The 17,686-nt window shown below is 39.5% G+C and carries 18 protein-coding genes and 1 pseudogene; all 19 read left to right on the forward strand.

Annotation, left to right across the window (positions count from 1 at the left end):
• Positions 1–135: 135 nt before the first annotated feature.
• The 19 genes and pseudogenes from nuoA to DN392_RS09045 all read left to right on the forward strand — a co-directional run bounded on the left by nuoA (position 136) and on the right by DN392_RS09045 (position 17,567).
• Entirely contained in the window at positions 136–504 is a 369-nt protein-coding gene (gene nuoA, locus DN392_RS08955; RefSeq protein WP_000179270.1) for an NADH-quinone oxidoreductase subunit NuoA, read from the forward strand.
• Positions 495–1,013, forward strand: a complete 519-nt coding sequence (nuoB, locus tag DN392_RS08960) for an NADH-quinone oxidoreductase subunit NuoB (RefSeq protein ID WP_000236331.1) — start codon at positions 495–497, stop codon at positions 1,011–1,013. Before nuoA ends, nuoB begins: the two co-directional genes overlap by 10 nt.
• A complete protein-coding gene (locus tag DN392_RS08965) occupies positions 1,010–2,065 on the forward strand; it encodes an NADH-quinone oxidoreductase subunit C (protein ID WP_088321277.1) in 1,056 nt (351 codons plus the stop codon). Before nuoB ends, DN392_RS08965 begins: the two co-directional genes overlap by 4 nt.
• 3 nt (positions 2,066–2,068) lie before the next feature.
• Positions 2,069–3,169 (forward strand): NADH-quinone oxidoreductase subunit NuoD, encoded by a 1,101-nt coding sequence (gene nuoD, locus DN392_RS08970; RefSeq protein WP_000621434.1) that lies wholly within the window; start codon positions 2,069–2,071, stop codon positions 3,167–3,169.
• Complete coding sequence (gene nuoH / locus DN392_RS08975) at positions 3,169–4,170, forward strand: NADH-quinone oxidoreductase subunit NuoH (RefSeq protein ID WP_048566712.1); 1,002 nt, start codon at positions 3,169–3,171, stop codon at positions 4,168–4,170. Before nuoD ends, nuoH begins: the two co-directional genes overlap by 1 nt.
• 25 nt (positions 4,171–4,195) lie before the next feature.
• Positions 4,196–4,615 carry an NADH-quinone oxidoreductase subunit NuoI gene (gene nuoI, locus DN392_RS08980; protein WP_000677191.1) on the forward strand — a complete coding sequence of 140 codons (420 nt, stop codon included), beginning with the start codon at positions 4,196–4,198 and terminating at the stop codon, positions 4,613–4,615.
• On the forward strand, positions 4,612–5,136 hold the full coding sequence (locus DN392_RS08985; protein WP_001012824.1) for an NADH-quinone oxidoreductase subunit J: 525 nt from the start codon (positions 4,612–4,614) through the stop codon (positions 5,134–5,136). Before nuoI ends, DN392_RS08985 begins: the two co-directional genes overlap by 4 nt.
• A complete protein-coding gene (gene nuoK, locus DN392_RS08990; protein ID WP_000100078.1) occupies positions 5,129–5,443 on the forward strand; it encodes an NADH-quinone oxidoreductase subunit NuoK in 315 nt (104 codons plus the stop codon). The genes DN392_RS08985 and nuoK overlap by 8 nt, the downstream gene beginning before the upstream one ends.
• Before the next feature lie 29 nt (positions 5,444–5,472).
• Positions 5,473–7,335 (forward strand): NADH-quinone oxidoreductase subunit L, encoded by a 1,863-nt coding sequence (gene nuoL / locus DN392_RS08995; protein ID WP_088321278.1) that lies wholly within the window; start codon positions 5,473–5,475, stop codon positions 7,333–7,335.
• The gene (locus DN392_RS09000) at positions 7,332–8,834 is read left to right on the forward strand and encodes an NADH-quinone oxidoreductase subunit M (protein WP_064057286.1); all 1,503 of its coding nucleotides are present in this window, start codon (positions 7,332–7,334) and stop codon (positions 8,832–8,834) included. The genes nuoL and DN392_RS09000 overlap by 4 nt, the downstream gene beginning before the upstream one ends.
• Positions 8,835–8,841: 7 nt before the next feature.
• The gene (nuoN, locus tag DN392_RS09005; protein WP_368681387.1) at positions 8,842–10,356 is read left to right on the forward strand and encodes an NADH-quinone oxidoreductase subunit NuoN; all 1,515 of its coding nucleotides are present in this window, start codon (positions 8,842–8,844) and stop codon (positions 10,354–10,356) included.
• 212 nt (positions 10,357–10,568) lie between these two features.
• Positions 10,569–10,805 carry a DUF1146 family protein gene (locus DN392_RS09010; RefSeq protein WP_000940744.1) on the forward strand — a complete coding sequence of 79 codons (237 nt, stop codon included), beginning with the start codon at positions 10,569–10,571 and terminating at the stop codon, positions 10,803–10,805.
• A gap of 51 nt (positions 10,806–10,856) precedes the next feature.
• Positions 10,857–11,561, forward strand: a complete 705-nt coding sequence (locus DN392_RS09015; protein ID WP_000767922.1) for a YwmB family TATA-box binding protein — start codon at positions 10,857–10,859, stop codon at positions 11,559–11,561.
• A gap of 39 nt (positions 11,562–11,600) precedes the next feature.
• Positions 11,601–12,905: a UDP-N-acetylglucosamine 1-carboxyvinyltransferase gene (gene murA, locus DN392_RS09020; protein ID WP_088321280.1), complete on the forward strand. Its 1,305-nt coding sequence runs from the start codon at positions 11,601–11,603 to the stop codon at positions 12,903–12,905.
• A 207-nt stretch (positions 12,906–13,112) separates the two neighbouring features.
• A complete protein-coding gene (gene spoIID, locus DN392_RS09025) occupies positions 13,113–14,132 on the forward strand; it encodes a stage II sporulation protein D (protein ID WP_048566710.1) in 1,020 nt (339 codons plus the stop codon).
• Between the two features lie 114 nt (positions 14,133–14,246).
• Positions 14,247–14,716, forward strand: a pseudogene (locus tag DN392_RS09030) (AMP-binding enzyme); the annotation flags it as partial.
• Positions 14,717–14,832: 116 nt separating this feature from the next.
• Complete coding sequence (locus DN392_RS09035) at positions 14,833–15,840, forward strand: LytTR family transcriptional regulator DNA-binding domain-containing protein (RefSeq protein WP_088321282.1); 1,008 nt, start codon at positions 14,833–14,835, stop codon at positions 15,838–15,840.
• 180 nt (positions 15,841–16,020) lie between these two features.
• Positions 16,021–16,863: an ABC transporter ATP-binding protein gene (locus DN392_RS09040; protein ID WP_088321283.1), complete on the forward strand. Its 843-nt coding sequence runs from the start codon at positions 16,021–16,023 to the stop codon at positions 16,861–16,863.
• Complete coding sequence (locus tag DN392_RS09045) at positions 16,863–17,567, forward strand: ABC transporter permease (RefSeq protein WP_088321284.1); 705 nt, start codon at positions 16,863–16,865, stop codon at positions 17,565–17,567. Before DN392_RS09040 ends, DN392_RS09045 begins: the two co-directional genes overlap by 1 nt.
• Positions 17,568–17,686 lie beyond the last annotated feature (119 nt).

Here is a 17,686-nt window from a genome sequence, read left to right on the forward strand (position 1 = left end):
ATAGGAATTTGAAGTTTGCTATAATGATTAAAATAGTTGCATTATTTAGAAAAATTTAAAAATAATAATTACTGCAACTAGGACATATTGTTTACTAAGTGAACTTGTTCTTAATTCAGGGGGGAGGGTTTCACAATGGCAAGTGTATATGAAAATAGTTATATGATCGTTTTGATTTTCTTGCTATTAGGTATATTGCTGCCGGTAGTGGCTCTTACATTAGGAAAGATGCTGCGTCCAAACAAACCAAGTGCAGCGAAAGCGACGACGTATGAGAGTGGGATTGAGCCTTTTCATGATGCAAATATTCGGTTTCATGCTCGTTATTATATTTTTGCTTTATTGTTTGTCATCTTTGATGTAGAAACTTTATTTTTATATCCATGGGCTGTTGCATATGACAAGCTCGGTTTATTTGCACTAATTGAAATGCTCATCTTTGTTGTAATGTTGCTAGTTGGATTAGCGTATGCTTGGAAAAAGAAGGTGTTACAATGGTTATAAATTTTGAGGAATTACATCCAAATGAGCGGGCGGAATTAGAACGAAATATCTTTTTTTCTACATTGGAGCAGTTAAAAGGATGGGCACGAAGCAATTCTTTATGGCCGATGACATTCGGACTGGCATGCTGTGCAATTGAAATGATGGGAGTAGGTTCATCACATTACGATTTAGATCGATTTGGGTCATTTTTTCGGACATCGCCAAGGCAATCGGACGTTATGATTGTGTCGGGAACAGTAACGAAGAAGATGGCTCCTATTGTTCGGCGTTTATACGATCAAATGCCTGAACCAAAATGGGTGATTGCAATGGGATCTTGTGCGACAGCAGGTGGCCCATATGTAAATTCATACGCTGTTGTGAAAGGTGTGGATCAAATTGTACCAGTTGATGTGTATATTCCTGGTTGCCCACCCAATCCTGCTGCTTTAATTTATGGAATTAATAAATTGAAAGAAAAAATTCGTTACGAGGCAAAGACGGGAAAGCAGGTGACGAATAAATGAGTGATCCAAATAAAGACCTAGAGGATTTAAAAAGAGAAGCGGCTAGGCATGCGAAAGAAGAGGCGAGAAAGCGTCTCGTTGCGAAACATGATGCGGAAATAAGTAAACTTGAGGAAGAAAATCGAGAAAAAGAGAAAGCGCTACCAAAAAGTGATGGTATGACTGTGGAAGAAGTAAAACGACGTGCAGCAGCAGCCGCAAAAGCAAAAGCGGCAGCATTAGCAAAGCAAAAAAGAGAAGGAACCGAAGAGGTAACGGAAGAAGAAAAGGCAAAAGCGAAAGCGAAGGCAGCAGCAGCCGCAAAAGCAAAAGCGGCAGCGTTAGCAAAGCAAAAAAGAGAAGGAACCGAAGAAGTAACGGAAGAAGAAAGGGCCAAAGCGAAGGCGAAGGCCGTGGCGGTAGCAAAGGCAAAGGCAGCGGCTTTAGCGAAGCAGAAGGCCTCGCTAGGTGATGGGAAATCGGGAGATGAAAAGGCGAAGGCAATTGCAGCAGCGAAGGCAAAAGTGGCAGCAAGGGCGAAAACAAAGGGCGCTGAAGGTAAAGCGGAAGAGGAGCCGAAGCAGGAAGAGCCATCCGTGAATCAGCCGTATTTAAATCAGTATGTTGAAGTTATTAAGGGGAAAATTGGAGAGGATACGTTAGTAGATTCCTACATTAATAAACTTTCAAAAGACGTGCCAACTCTTGTGGTGGAGCCCTCAAAATATTATGAAGTAATGGAGTTACTGCGATTCCATGAGGGACTTGCTTTTGATTATATGTCAGAGCTACATGCGACGGATTTTGTGACACATATGGAAGTGTATGTTCATTTATTTTCATATGGAAAGAAACAGTCAGTAGCGGTGAAGGTGAAGTTGGATAGGGAAGCACCAGAAGTAGAGTCGGTTGCAGCGCTTTGGAAAGGAGCGGACTGGCCAGAGCGAGAAGCGTATGATTTGCTCGGCATTGTATTTAAGGGACATCCGAATTTATCACGTATTTTAATGCCTGATGATTGGATAGGGTATCCGCTTCGGAAAGATTATGAACCGTATGATGTGGAGGTGTAGCTTATGATCCGTACGGAAGAAATGCTTTTGAATGTAGGGCCTCAGCATCCGAGTACGCATGGTGTGTTCAGGCTTGTTATTAAGATTGACGGGGAAATTATTAAAGAAGCTACACCAGTTATTGGATATTTGCATCGCGGGACCGAAAAGATTGCCGAGAGCTTACAGTATACGCAAATTATCCCTTATACAGATCGAATGGACTATTTATCGGCCATGACGAATAATTACGTCATTTGCCATGCTGTAGAGACGATGATGGGGCTTGAAATCCCGGAGCGGGCCGAATACTTACGAGTACTTGCAATGGAGCTTGGAAGGATTGCGAGCCACCTCGTTTGGTGGGGGACAAATCTTCTTGATATAGGAGCGGTCAGCCCGTTTTTATACGCTTTTCGTGAACGAGAGATGATTATAAATTTATTAAACGAATTATGCGGTGCCCGTCTTACTTTTAACTATATGAGAGTCGGGGGTGTAAAGTGGGATGCGCCGGACGGTTGGATTGAAAAAGTGGAAGAGTTTGTTCCGTATATGCGAGAACAATTGGCAGGTTATCATGATCTCGTTAGCGGTAATGAGATTTTCTTAAATCGCGTAAAAGGCGTTGGTATATATAGCGCGGAAGAAGCGATTTCGTATTCTTTAAGCGGAGCGAATTTGCGGTGTACCGGAGTAAACTGGGATCTTCGCAAGGATGAACCGTACTCCATTTATGATCGTTTTGATTTCGATATTCCTGTTGGGAGTGTGGGAGATGCTTGGGATCGTTACGTTTGCCGCATGCAAGAGATTGAGGAGTCATTAAAAATTGTTGAGCAAGCTGTCCAGCAGTTCCCGAAAGACGGAGCTGTGCTAGCGAAAGTGCCGAAAATCATTAAGGCGCCTAAAGGGGAAGCGTTCGTCCGTATAGAATCGCCGCGAGGAGAGATTGGTTGCTATATTGCTAGTGATGGAAAGAAAGAGCCGTACCGCTTGAAGTTTCGCAGGCCGTCTTTTTACAATTTGCAAATTTTACCGAAGTTATTGAAAGGTGAAAACATCGCCAATTTAATTACGATTTTAGGTGGAGTTGATATTGTACTTGGGGAGGTTGATGGCTAATGATTGAAACGCTCTTACAATCACCTTCAAGCTGGACGAATTTCTTCATTTTTTTCGGATTAGCGGTGCTTCTATTATTTGCAGTCCTTGGCTTCGTTACATATGGTATTTTGGCAGAACGGAAAGTAATGGGTTTTATGCAAGGGCGGATTGGACCAAACCAAGTTGGGGGCCGGTTCGGTTTACTGCAAACGGTAGCTGATGTTTTAAAACTATTATTGAAAGAAGATAGTATTCCGAAAGCGGCAGATAAACCGTTGTTTATATTAGCGCCTGTCATTGCATTCGCACCGGCATTTATGGTGCTTGCAGTCATCCCATTTACTGATAAATTTCAGTTCGCGGATATTGGCGTAGGCTTACTGTATTACATTGCTGTTTCTGGCATTACGACGATTGGTGTCGTAACCGGAGGATGGGCATCCAATAATAAATATTCCCTTTTAGGAGGGATGCGTGCGGCGGCGCAAATGATTTCTTATGAAATTCCGCTCGTAATGAGTGTAATTGGCGTCGTTTTGTTAGCTGGTAGCCTGAATTTAAATGAAATTGTAGCGGCACAGGAGAATGTTTGGTACATTTTCGTGCAGCCAATCGGTTTCGTCGTTTTCTTAATCGCGGCGGTAGCAGAGTTAAATAGGACGCCGTTTGATTTACCAGAAGCAGAATCGGAACTTGTTTCTGGATATCATACGGAATACTCAGGGTTTCGATGGGCGTTTTTCATGCTTTCAGAGTACGTATATTTCTTCGGAATGTCATCTTTAATTACAGTGCTCTTTTTAGGCGGATGGAATCCAGTTATGTTCCTTGGATTTATCCCGGGATCGGTATGGTTTGCTTTGAAATTTAGCAGTGTAGTCTTTCTATTAATTTGGTTCCGCGTTACGTTTCCGCGTATAAGAGGTGACCAGTTAATGGAGTTTGGCTGGAAAGTATTATTGCCAATTGCACTTGCGAATATTTTCTTAACGGCATTGATTAAGGAGTTATTCTTCTAATCTATGAGGGGGGTGCCAGTAAGAGATGAAAGGACTATTTAAAGGATTAAAATATACATTAAGCAATTTGAGTAAGAAGAAGGTGACTTACGATTATCCGAATCAACCGTTGCCGTTGCCAGACCGCTTTCGAGGTATTCAAAAGTTTTATCCGGAAAAGTGTATTGTTTGTAACCAATGCTCCAACATTTGTCCGACAGACTGTATTCAGTTAACAGGAAAAAAACATCCGGATCCTACGAAAAAAGGAAAAATTATCGACACGTACGATATTAATTTTGAAATTTGTATTCTGTGTGATTTATGTACAGAAGTTTGTCCGACAGAGGCGATTGTTATGACAAATAACTTTGAGCTCGCGGAATATTCACGTGATGATTTATTTAAAAATTTGCAATGGCTTGACGAAAACGACGAAAACGTCAGGAAGGAGAATAAAGCATGAATGGCGAGTTTGTAGCATTCTTTATACTATCCTTGTCTGCAATTATCGGCGGTGTTCTTATGTTGAACTTAACGAAAGTCATGCATATGATGCTAGCTCTCGTTCTGACATTTCTTAGTATCGCAGGTTTGTACTTTCTTTTATCGGCCGAATTTATCGGAGTTGCACAAATTTTACTTTACTCCGGTGCGATTACAATTATTATGATTTTTGGCATTATGTTAACGCAACATAACGCAGAAAATGAATCGCGTCTTACTCTTCGAAAATGGATTATCTTCTTTGCGGTTGTAGCATTTGGGGCAGTTATGTATTTCGCTGTTAACAATATTGATTTTGCAAATGAAAGCACACAAGGAAGTTTACCTCTCCATGAAAAAAACACACTTCAAATCGGTACACTTCTCTATTCGAAATATATTATTCCATTTGAGTTAACCTCAGTTATTTTACTTGTAGCACTTGTTGGCGCGATTATACTTGCGAAGAAGGATGAGAAAGAGGAGGATTCCAATGAGTAGTGTTCCAGCTTCTGCATATTTAACGCTTGCGATTATTTTGTTTTGCATCGGTTTGTTTGGAGCTTTAACGAAGCGAAATACAGTGATTGTATTAGTTTGTATTGAATTAATGCTAAACGCGGCCAATTTAAATTTAGTCGCGTTTAGTAAATTAGGTTTGTTCCCAAATTTAACAGGGCAAATTTTCTCTCTGTTTACGATGGCTGTAGCAGCAGCGGAGGCGGCGGTAGGACTCGCCATTTTAATTGCTTTGTATCGTAATCGTACGACGGTTCATGTAGATGAAATGGATACGCTCAAAGGATAACATTGTGACCGAAAAGGGGGAAGGAAACAATGATCGATTATGCATGGCTCATACCGCTTTTCCCGCTTGTTTCGTTTTTTTTATTACTTATATTCGGGAAGAAAATTAGAGAAGGAAGCAGTGTACTTAGTATTTTCCTCGTCTTTCTCTCCTTTATATTTGCGGTACTTGTATTAGTAGAACGGTTTTCGAAAGTAGGATTGAAGCATAAGTGGGTATGGCTTAGAACGGGAGATATTGATATATCATTTGGCTTTGAAGTGACTGCATTAGGGGCTTTAATGCTGTTTATCGTTACACTTGTGAGTTTACTTGTACATGTGTATTCGAAAGGTTATATGAAAGGTGATGAAAGATTACCAACCTTTTATGCCTATTTAGGGCTCTTCACATTTGCAATGCTCGGGCTCGTTATATCACCGAATTTATTACAGCTTTATATATTTTGGGAGTTAGTTGGCCTTGGTTCATTTTTACTCATCGGTTTTTATTTCTTTAAAGAAGAAGCGAAAGCTGCTGCGAAAAAGGCTTTTATTATGACTCGTATTGGAGATGTCGGTTTATTTATTGGGATGATCTTAATTTTCTGGCATGCAGGTAGTTTTGAATATGACGCAATTTTTAGAGCGATTCATACAGGTGATCTTACCCCTACGATGATTACAATAACAGCGATATTAATTTTTATCGGGGCGATGGGGAAGTCAGGTCAGTTCCCGCTTCATACGTGGTTACCAGATGCAATGGAGGGGCCTACGCCTGTTTCGGCACTTATTCATGCGGCGACGATGGTCGCAGCTGGCGTGTATTTAGTGGCGACGATGTTCCCGCTATTTTCAGCAAGTGCGGTGGCGATGCAGACAGTGGCAATCGTTGGAGCTTTCACGGCAATCTTTGCGGCTTCTATCGGTCTTGTACAAACGGATATAAAGAGAGTGCTTGCTTATTCTACGGTTAGCCAGCTAGGTTATATGATGCTCGCATTAGGATCTGCTGGTTATGTAGCTGGTGTTTTCCATTTAACGACACACGCCTTTTTTAAAGCGCTACTATTTTTGGCGGCAGGAAGTGTCATTCATGCAGTGCATACGCAAGACATTAATAAAATGGGCGGTTTACAGAAGAAGATGAAAGTAACGGGTGCACTATTTTTAATCGGTACACTTGCAATTAGTGGGGTTCCGCTCCTTTCTGGTTTCTTTAGTAAAGATGAAATTTTAGCGGTGACTTGGATGAATGGCAATTACGTTTTATTCATATTAGCAGTAATTGCAGCATTTTTAACAGCATTCTACATGTTCCGGCTCTACTTCCTTGTCTTTACTGGGGAAGCAAAGACAAAGGAAGATGTGCATGAATCGCCCCGCGTTATGACGTATCCGATGATCGTCCTTGGTGTTCTCGCCGTAGTGGCGGGTTATATGAATACACCATGGTTTGGGACATTCCTCGGGGATTGGCTTACGAAAGATGTAGCATTTAAAGTGCGAGAGGCACATGGACCAGTTTGGATTATGATTGTTGCGACGCTCGTTTCCTTGGCTGGGATTGCTCTTGCATATTTCATATATGGCAAGAAATCTATTTCTAGAGATTGGGCTGGGGGCGATGGAACACCTCTTTATAACCTTTTGAAAGAAAAATATTATGTGGATGAACTATACAATATGACGGTGCTCCCTATTACGAAGGGAATCGCTCATGTGCTTCGCTTATTTGAGGTGTATGTAGTCGAAGGAATTGCCGTTTTAATAGGGAGTCTAGTTAAAGGGATAAGCGGACTCGGTTCTAGACTCCAAAACGGAAATGTACAAGTGTACGGCACTGTAACAGCTGTTTCGCTTGCAGTACTCGTCATTATTTTGCTCTATACGGGAGGGGATTTACGATGAATGATTTGTTATTAACGTTCTTCATTTTTTCCCCGCTTTTAGGAATTCTCTTACTTGTATTAACGCCAAAAAAAGAATCGCGTACTGTGCGAGCGCTTGGTTTATTTGGGACGGCGCTTCCATTTGGAATCGCTATCGTCCTCGCTTGTACATATGCTTCTGGAAAGAGTTTGTCGCTATTCGATGAAAAAGTGAAATGGATTAAATTTGGGGATTTTGCAGCGGTGGATAAAAGATGGTTTTCCATTTATTACGAGCTCGGCATTGATGGTTTATCGCTCGTTATGATGGTGCTGACAGCCCTTCTAGCGATGCTTGCAGCAATTGCGGCATTTACTATTAAAAGAAACTTGAAAGCCTTTTATATGCTGCTACTCATGTTAGAAATAGGGATGTTCGGCGTCTTCGCTGCTCAAAATTTAATGTTGTTCTTTATCTTCTTTGAAATTACGTTGCCGCCAATGTTTTTATTAATTGGAAAGTGGGGGAAATTGTCGAGTGAAAAGGCTGCTTATAGTTATTTAATATATAACGGTATTGGCTCCGCTATTTTACTCATCGTTTTCTCAGTTTTATTTGCAAAAACAGGTACAACAAATATTACAGAGCTTAAAGAAATATTAACGAGTGTAGGTGCTGGGGGAGGAATGGCTGTCTCAAGTAGCTTACAGTTCGGATTGTTTCTTGCCATAATGATTGCTTTTGCGATTAAACTACCCGTTTTCCCGTTACATCGCTGGATGGTCAATGTGCATATTGAAGCGCATCCGGCTGTAGTTATGCTTCACGCGGGCGTTTTACTGAAGATTGGGGCATACGGTATGATTCGTTTCGGAAAGGGGCTATTCCCGGAATACTTTCGCGAGTTTGCAACGCTTATTGCGATTTTAGGAGTCATCAATTTATTGTACGGAGCCTTCTTAGCGCTCATCCAAACGGATTTTCGGAAGGTGCTTGCTTACTCTAGTATTTCGCATATGGGCATCGTATTAATGGGCCTTGCGGCGTTAAATGCACCAGGTATACAAGGGGCACTATTCCAAGTTGTCTCTCACGGTTTAATTGCAGCCTTACTCTTTTTCTTACTGGGCGTTATAGAACAGCGCTTTGGAACGTCGGATATTACAGCGCTTGGCGGACTCGCAAAAAGTGTCCCGGTACTTAGCGGATTCTTCTTAGCAGGAGGAATGGCATCGCTTGGATTGCCAGGAATGTCTGGATTTGTTAGTGAGTTTCTTGCCTTTCTCGGTTTATTCCAAGGGGAGCCAGTCATTGCTGCAGTCGGTGTACTTGGCATCATTTTAACCGCTGTATACGTATTGAGAGCGACACTTCAAGTAACATTTGGTAAGAAAGAGTGGGAGGCGAAAGCTGATATACACGGATGGGAGTATGTGCCTATATTGCTACTTATCTTCTGCATTATTGCAATTGGAGTAATGCCAGAAATACTAGGGGATCCGCTTCAAAATACATTGAAAACATTGGGGGTGAAGTAGGATGGATATGAATACGTTACTTAGCTTATCATGGCATCTCATGGTGCCAGAATTCATTATTCTCGGAGCTGCCATCCTTCTTTCCATATGTGATTTGTTTTTTAAGTTGAATCATAGATATGTAGCGCTTAGTGCAATCGCAGCCGTCATATTAGCAATCGTGTCGTTAATCACGCTATACGGTGAACCGACAGGAGATATTTTAAATGGATCGTTTGTGTTAGATGGTTTTTCAAAAGGGTTTAAAACGTTGTTATTAGGCGGAGCGGCCCTCATCTTATGCACCGCCATGAGCGATGATAAGAAGAATCCAATTGAAGATAAGGGAGAATATTATTACTTATTTTTAATGGCACTTCTTGGGGCTATGTTTATGGCTTCTAGTATCGACTTCATTACACTTTTCGTCGGTTTAGAATTGCTTTCACTTTCTTCATATATTTTAGTAGGAATACGAAAAAGGAACCGTGCGTCAAACGAGGCGGCCATGAAATATGTCATTAACGGAGGAATTGGAACGGCAATTACGCTCTTTGGAATGAGTTATTTATACGGTATTACAGGATCAACTAATATCGTGGATATGCAAAAAGTATTCGCAGGGGAGCTTGTTGGTGGTATTCAGTTATTGTTAGCTCTCGCATTTCTACTATTACTCGTTGGACTCTCGTTTAAAATTGCGACAGTGCCGTTTCATATGTGGGCACCAGATGTGTATGAGGGAGCGGCTACGCCTGTTACTGCTTTTCTCGGGACGATTTCTAAAATTGCTGGATTCTTACTCATTATTCGTCTGTTTCTCATGGTTTTTGCAAGTGTATCGGTACAAGGAGACATGCAATCTTTATACGGACGTATGAGCATATACATTGCAGTACTAGCGAGTATTACGATGATTATTGGAAACGTAGTAGCGTTAAAGCAATATAACGTAAAACGCCTATTTGCCTATTCGGGAATCGCGCATGCGGGGTATTTACTCGTTCCGCTTGTAGCATTATCACCATTTACGATGGATAGCATGTGGTTTTACATGCTTGCGTATATGCTTATGAATATAGGCGCATTTGCAATTATTCACGGCTTAATCTTACAAAGTAACAAAGAAAACATTACCATTTTTACCGGATTATATAAGCGATCGCCATTTACAGCGATAGTGATGACGATTTTTATATTATCGTTGGCCGGGATACCAGGAACAGCTGGTTTCATCGGGAAAATTAACATCTTTTTAGGTGCACTGCATGTAGAGCCAGCTCATTACGTACTAGCTTCTATTATGATGGGGACGACAGTCATCTCATTCGTATATTATTTCCGTATTCTACAGCAAATGTTTTTCCGGACGGGAGGAGTGGAAGAGAAAATTCGTTTGCCATTGAATATAAAGGTTGTTATGAGCCTTTGTGCAATCTCGATTGTAATACTAGGGATTATGCCGATGATTGGATACAATTTCTTTTATGAATATTTTCCATTAATGAAGGATTTCTTCTTCTTAGGGAACGTGGTACAATAGTGAAAATAAAAGGTGTGGAGTTGTTACTCTGCGCTTTTTATTTTGTGTGAATTATAATTGAAAATGCATGTAGGTATATGTTTTTTGAGAGCAAATTATGATGTAAAATGTAAGATGCTTATTTGTATTTGAAAAAGTGTGGCTCCTACTTATTATGGTATCGTTTTTATAGTATTTCGTAAGTAGTAGCTGGGTAAAAAGGGGTCGATTTTTTGGCACATCTTTTAGGGCAACAAGCACTGATTGCCATTGTTTCGCATTTATTGTTTATTACCATTACGTGGTGGGCCTTACAAGGTGTTCACATTGAGCGTTTAATGAAGTCTGGAAAGGTGATGCAGACGCGAGTGTTACTCATCCTAATTACAATTGCAATTGGGACATCTGTAAGTAACTTTTTCCTTGATTATTTAGGCTATTCAAAGAGTTTAACGTATTTAGTAAAGTAAGTGTATAGAACCTCATATCTCCGTTAACAATGGGGATAGGAGGGGATGAAATTGAAGCTTAAAGCCATTCTTATTGTTGTGATAAGTGTTGTTTTATTTTTGGTTGGATATAGAGAGATGAAACCGATCAGCGATGAACAGAAAATGGAGAGCATGATTGCAACTTTAGAGAAAAATGATGCTAAAGTAGAGAAGTGGTCATGGTTAGCGCGAGAAACAAAAACAATTTCTAATATACATATGTTTCAAAAGTTGTTAAACGATGTGAAGGACAAGGCGAATATTCAAAAGTGGGAATTAGAGCAATCTCCAGATGGATATAAAGCTACATCCTATAAAAAGTTTTCTTCTTATGAAGAACGAGTAGTAGTAACATGGAGTAAGGAAAATACTAAAGAAAACACTTTCATTATTTTTGAAGTAAGCGGGGCGAAATGGGACCCGAAGTACATTCAGAAAACAAATAAAATTTTTAGTGAAAAACCTATAATTTACACTTGTGTTCAAGGTGTACTGAATGATAAGATTGAAGGTGTTTTGCAAAATAAAACCAATCAGTTTTTGAAAGATCTTTCAGCAAGAGCGATCGAACAGATAGAAGAAAGAGCATTTGTGTCAGTCTCCGCATACAATAAAAAGTGGGATGACGCTCTTTCAACAAATAGAGAGAAAATAAATGTGCAAATAGCAATACGTTCTACAGACAACAAAGATACAATTGTGGTTGGCACACCGATCATAACTTCTGAGTATTGAGTGAATAGATACTGAAAAAAGGACACGGAGGGGAATAATTTGGAAAAGATCATCGTCCGTGGCGGAAAGCGGTTAAACGGCACAGTGCGTGTTGAGGGCGCAAAAAATGCTGTATTACCTATAATCGCTGCAGCCCTATTAGCGAGTGATGGAAAGAATGTACTATCTGAAGTACCAGTTTTGTCTGATGTATACACAATTAATGAGGTATTACGTCATTTAAATGCTGAAGTCGTATTTGAAAATAACCAAGTAACAATCGATGCTTCTAAAGAACTAAACATTGAAGCACCATTTGAATATGTACGTAAAATGCGTGCATCTGTTCAAGTAATGGGACCATTACTTGCACGTAACGGCCGTGCTCGTATTGCACTTCCTGGTGGATGTGCAATTGGTTCACGTCCAATTGACCAACATTTAAAAGGCTTCGAAGCAATGGGAGCAAAAGTACAGGTTGGTAATGGTTTTGTTGAGGCATACGTTGAGGGAGAACTAAAAGGAGCTAAAATTTATTTAGACTTCCCAAGCGTGGGCGCGACAGAAAACATTATGTCTGCAGCTACATTAGCAAAAGGGACAACAATCCTTGAAAACGCAGCGAAAGAACCAGAAATCGTTGACTTAGCTAACTTCTTAAATGCGATGGGAGCGAAAGTACGCGGAGCTGGAACTGGAACGATTCGTATCGAAGGCGTTGATAAATTATATGGTGGAAACCACTCTATTATTCCTGACCGTATTGAAGCGGGAACATTCATGGTTGCAGCGGCAATTACTGGTGGAGACATCTTAATTGAAAATGCTGTACCTGAACATTTACGCTCAATTACAGCGAAAATGGAAGAAATGGGTGTTAAAGTTATTGAGGAAAATGAAGGTGTACGTGTTATCGGCCCAGATAAGTTAAAAGCGGTTGATATTAAAACTATGCCTCACCCAGGTTTCCCAACAGACATGCAATCACAAATGATGGCATTATTACTACAAGCTGATGGAACAAGTATGATTACAGAAACGGTATTCGAAAACCGCTTTATGCACGTTGAAGAATTCCGTCGTATGAATGCTGATATTAAAATCGAAGGTCGTTCTGTTATTATGAACGGTCCAAACAGCTTACAAGGTGCTGAAGTAGGCGCAACTGACTTACGTGCTGCTGCTGCATTAATCTTAGCTGGTTTAGTATCTGAAGGTTACACTCGTGTAACTGAGTTAAAGCATCTTGACCGTGGTTATGTAGATTTCCATAAGAAATTAGCTGCATTAGGTGCAACTATTGAACGTGTAAACGAAAAAGTAGAAGAAATGAAAGAACAAGAAGTTTCTGATCTTCACGCTTAATTGAAATAGTCTCTACGTCTTTTGACGTAGGGACTATTTTTTTGGGTTATTACTGTTATAGTCAATAAATTCTATACTTATGCACGTACCAGTAAAAATATTTAGAAAATTTTCGTTTTAGCTGGTTCCCCTTAAGTATGTTCTAAAAGAAAGAGTTGTTCCATAAGAATGAATGGAGTAAAGCTTTTGGATATTGGGGGAAATAAGATGAAATTTTCAAAGCCACTTTTTATCACAGTAGCGCTTCTAATAGCGCTCGTTATCATTGTACCTGCTGCTCTTGTTATTCCGTTTGCGAAAGCAAAAGTAGGGGAAGAAGCAGCTTCTAAAACTCCTCCAGCGATAGAAAGTATACCAGCTCCAGGGAAAGTGGATACAGCGGTTCAAGTTGCTGTATATCGTGATCGGCAAAAGAAGGTAGAAACATTACCTATGGAGGAGTATGTGACCGGTGTAGTAGCTTCTGAGATGAATGCCAGTTTTGAAATAGAGGCGCTAAAGGCGCAGGCATTAGCAGCGAGAACATTTGTGGTACAGCGTATGCTAAGCGGAGGTAAGAAAAACAATGCGGACGTGACCGATACGGTGAAAGATCAAGTGTACAAAAGTAAAGAAGAATTGAAGAAACAATGGGGCAATAACTACGAAAATAATTTGAAGAAAATCGAAGAAGCCGTTTCGAAAACCGCAGGACAAGTTTTAACGTATGATGGAAAACCAATCTCAGCATCCTTCTTCTCAACGAGTAATGGCCGGACAGAAAATGCAGCTGATTATTGGGGAAATGATTATCCGTACTTAAAGAGCGTAGATAGTCCGTGGGATCAAGCCTCTCCAAAATTTACGAGCGAGCAAACCTTTACAGTAGCTGACTTTCAAAAGCGTCTCGGTGTGAAGGTGTTGGCAGATGGGAAGGTTGGAAATATTAAAGATCTTACGGAAGGAAAGCGAGTAAAAGATGTAGCATTTCAAGGGAAAACATTAACAGGAAAGCAAGTTCGTGAAAAGTTAGATTTACGCTCTTCTGACTTCACATGGAAACAAGAAGGGGATAAAATCGTCGTTACAACGAAGGGATTCGGTCACGGCGTTGGCATGAGCCAATACGGAGCAAATGGCATGGCAGCGGAAGGTAAGAAATATACAGATATCGTTGCTCATTATTATAAAGGTGTCGAAATAAAGTCGATGAATGATTATGAAGGAAAGTTGATGGTGAAGAAGTAGGGGGAAAAGAAACCGTTCCAAGAGGTATATTGGGACGGTTTTCTTTTGTTAGTAGATAGGTTCCTTATCGAATCGTTGATATATTAAAAAAATCGTCAATGTTCAGTGGTGACAGAACTCTGTTTAAAGGGCCCATGGATCGCTGGAAGCTATTATAAGGATGAACGTACAGAAAAGAATCAATGAAAGACGGTTGGCTCTATACAGGAGACATTGTCATGGTTGATTCGGAAGGATGTATTAAGATTGCTGATTGTACGAAAGACTGAATTAAAAGTGGAGGCGAATGGATTTCTTCCGTAGATTTAGAAAATGCCTTAATGTCGCACGATAAAGTGTTAGAAGCATCTGTTGTGGCGGTGCCGCATGAAAAATGGCAAGAACGTCCCGTTGCTTGCGTTGTATTAAAAGAGGGACAAGCAGTAGAAAGGGAAGAGCTGTACGCTTTACTAGAAGCAGAATTTCCGAAATGGTGGATGCCAGGTGATATTTTATTTATAAACGAAATTTCGAAAACATCTGTAGGGAAATTCTTAAAGAAAGCGCTGCGTGATCAGCTCAAGACGTATATAGAGCAAAACTAGAGAAGAAGGCTATCCTTTCATTTGGATAGCCTTCTTTTTATGATACTTCATAAAATATCTAAATCTTCCATTAATTGTTTGGTATAATAGGATAAAAAGTATTTGGGGGAGACGGAATGGCACTACTGGAGTTGAAACAATTAGGAAAAACGAATCAGTTGCCGGCAGTTGAACTGAAGGTTGAGAAGGGACAATGTGTTGTTTTGCAATGTAATAACCATACAGCTAAAGTGTTGCACCGCATCATTATTGGTGAGGAAGAAGCTTCAACTGGTAATGTGCTATTTGAAGGTGAAGCGATTGGAAAGAAACATTATTCCCGCATCGGCTTTTGTTTCTTGAAAGATGAGGCATATGATCGTTTGAAGGTAAAGGAATACTTCAAGTTCTTAATAGGACTGTATGAATCAAATATGAGCACAGAAGAAGTAGTGCAATATGTCGGCCTCTTAGATAAATTAAACATTAAAATAGAAAAACTATCATTTTCAGAGAAACGTCGCCTTCATATCGGGCGTGTTATGATTCATAATCCAGACTTAGTTATTTTGGAAGAGCCAGAGCAAAATGTAGATACAGAGAGTACAATTATTACTCGAAAAGCGATTATGAAAATGAAAGACCAAGGAAAGGCGATTTTTATTACATCATCTTTCCTATCGGACGCCCTTTCGTTAACAGAAGATGTATACATATTAAACAATGATGGCGTGAAAAAAGTAGAAATCGAACAAGAAGAAGTGGAAGAGGTGGATGAAGAAAAGGTTGTTCAAATGATTCCGCAAATGAAGTTAGAAAGAATACCAGCGAAAGTGAATGATAAAATCATTTTACTTGATCCGATGGAAATTCATTTCATCGAAACGCAAAACGGAGTGACACATATTCATGTGCGTGAAGGTGATTTCGTATGTGCATTAACATTAAGTGAACTAGAAGCGAGATTAACAGGATTCGGGTTCTTTAGATGTCATCGCTCGTACCTTGTGAATTTACAAAGAGTGCGAGAAGTGATTACGTGGACTCGTAACAGTTTTAGTTTAATTTTGGATGACGAAAGAAAAAGTTCAATTCCGTTATCGAAAGGACGAATGGATGAATTAAAAGGTGTGATTGGGCTATAAAAATTGCTCCAATAAGCTTAAAATACGATTCATTCACCGGTAAAAATACTCCTTTTACCGGTATTTTACTGCGTAACTCCTTTGTTTTTCATATGATTGAGTCAAGAAAAGCGAAACAAACAAACGAAAAGCGCTAAAGCGACTTTCATCTATAAAAAGAAAAACAAAGGGGATGACGAGATGACATTGGCAATTGAAATGAAAGATGTAATGAAAAGTTTCAACGAAAAAACGGCACTTCGAAATGTAAATATTGAGGTGAAGCAAGGAGAAATTTTTGGATTCCTTGGACCGAGTGGATCTGGAAAAACAACAACAGTAAAGATTTTAACTTCTCAATTGCTGCATAGCGTTGGAACAGTGAGGGTACTAGGTAAAGATATTACAGGACCAAGCAGCATCGATTATAAACGAATTGGTATTTTAACAGACAACAGCGGTTTATATGAAAGACTTAGCATTTATGATAACTTACTATTATTTTGCGATTTATACGATTGTAAAAAAGAACGAATCGATGAAGTGCTAGCGCAAGTGAATCTATTAGATGATAAAAAAACATTAGTAAAGAAACTATCAAAAGGGATGAAGCAACGCGTTACACTAGCAAGGGCAGTCCTCCATAAACCAGATATCCTCTTCTTAGACGAACCAACATCTGCACTCGATCCAGTTAACGTACAAAACATTCATAAAGTCTTAAAAGATTTAAATAAAGAAGGAACGACGATTTTCTTAACGACTCACAATATGGAAGAAGCAGAGACGCTTTGTAATCGCATCGCCTTTCTATGCGGCGGAGAAATTGTAGCGCTTGATACACCAGAAAACCTTCGCTTACAATACGCGAAAGATCAAATACAAGTCGTATTAAAAGATAAGCAAAAAGAAGTCGTGCAAAAAGACGAATTAGGTGCAAAACGTATTTCAGAATGGATGAAAAAGGGCGAATTACTATCGATTCATTCACACGAACCAACGCTAGGCGATATCTTTATTGAAGTTACTGGGAGGGGATTATAATGACATTTTCAATGAGACGTGTATCAGCTATTTTTAGAAAAGAAGTACAGGATTTTAAGACAAATTCACAAGTTTTGTTAATGGCATCTTTACCAATTATATTTGCATTTATATTTAGCCGATTTGGAGAAGGGCAGGCAGGAGTTGGCATTATTACTTTAATGTCCTTTCTATTTGTAGCAGGGTTTGTTCAATCAATGGTAATTGCAGAAGAGAAAGAAAAACATACGTTACGTGTGTTAATGCTATCACCGGCTTCTTCTGTGGAAGTTCTTCTTGGGAAAAGTATATTAACAGCATGTTTAACGTTAGGTATTTCCATTGTAAACTTATTCATTTTAGATCAATTAAGTGGAAATTTTTTATTACTCGCATTTGTTTTCTTATGTGGAACAATTCTATTTACTTTAATTGGAACAATGATTGGATTACTAGCTGAGTCTGTCCCCCAAACATCACTAATCGGAATGCCCATATTAATGACGATGTATTTAGCTGTACAATTTGAGCCAATGGTTGAAAATGAAGTAATTAAGACGATGATTAGTTATCTTCCAACATCTCACCTTGAAAAAGCAATTAAAAGCTTAGTAGAGGGTGCTGGGTTTAGTAGTATTAGTGGGCATATGATAAATGTTGGAGCTTGGCTTATTATTTCACTTATTGCATGTTTGATCGTATATAAAAAGAAACAATTAGATTAAAAACTGAGCCGAAACGCTCAGTTTTTTCTTTTTTCTATCATTTCCTCGGAAATTTTACAATTACTATACATATTTTTACAGATTTTGTCGAAAAGTAATTAGTTATACGTTGTATAGGA

Origin of the sequence: Bacillus sp. BB51/4 (genome assembly GCF_008368845.1) — a bacterium.
GTDB lineage: Bacteria > Bacillota > Bacilli > Bacillales > Bacillaceae_G > Bacillus_A > Bacillus_A wiedmannii.